At 55.6% G+C, this 771-nt stretch carries 1 pseudogene; it reads left to right on the forward strand.

Features of this window, described 5'->3' with window-relative positions:
• A pseudogene (locus tag ACFSCZ_RS17775) lies at positions 1-771 on the forward strand (pyruvate carboxylase); the annotation flags it as partial.

Genomic DNA, 771 nt, shown 5'->3' on the forward strand with positions numbered 1-771 from the left:
AGACTTTGAAAGCGGCATGATGTCGCCGCACTCAGAAGTATACCGGCATGAAATGCCGGGCGGGCAGTACAGCAACCTGCAGCAGCAGGCCAAAGCGGTCGGGCTTGGCGGCCGCTGGGAAGAGGTAAAGGACATGTACAGCCGGGTCAACCGGATGTTTGGCGACATCGTCAAGGTGACCCCTTCCTCCAAAGTGGTCGGAGACATGGCCCTGTTTATGGTGCAAAACGACCTGGATGAAGAAGCCGTGCTGGAAAGGGGGATGTCCATCGACTTCCCGGATTCCGTGATTGAGATGTTTGAAGGCTATCTGGGCCAGCCGCAGGGCGGATTTCCAAAAGACCTGCAAAAGGTCATCCTGAAAGACCGCGAGCCGATCAACGTCCGGCCGGGAGAGCTGCTCGAAGACATCGACTTTGGCCGGCTTAAAGAAGAGCTCGCCGAGGAGATGGGGCCACACGTCACCAAAAAAGACGTGATTGCCTACGCCCTGTATCCGAAGGTGTTCAAAGAATACCTGGGCACCATTCAGGAGTTCGGAGATATTTCCGTGCTGGATACACCAACGTTTGTCCACGGCCTGAGGCTCGGTGAAGAGATTGAAGTGGAGATCGAAACGGGCAAGACCCTAATTGTCAAGCTTGTCTCCATCGGGCAGCCCCAGGCAGACGGCACACGGGTCGTCTATTTCGAGCTGAACGGCCAGCCGAGGGAAGTGGTGATCAAGGATGAGAACATCAAATCCACGGTAGTCATGAAGCAAAAGGCCGA

Origin of the sequence: Siminovitchia sediminis (assembly GCF_042680885.1) — a bacterium.
In the GTDB taxonomy this organism is placed as follows: Bacteria; Bacillota; Bacilli; order Bacillales; family Bacillaceae_C; genus Siminovitchia; species Siminovitchia sediminis.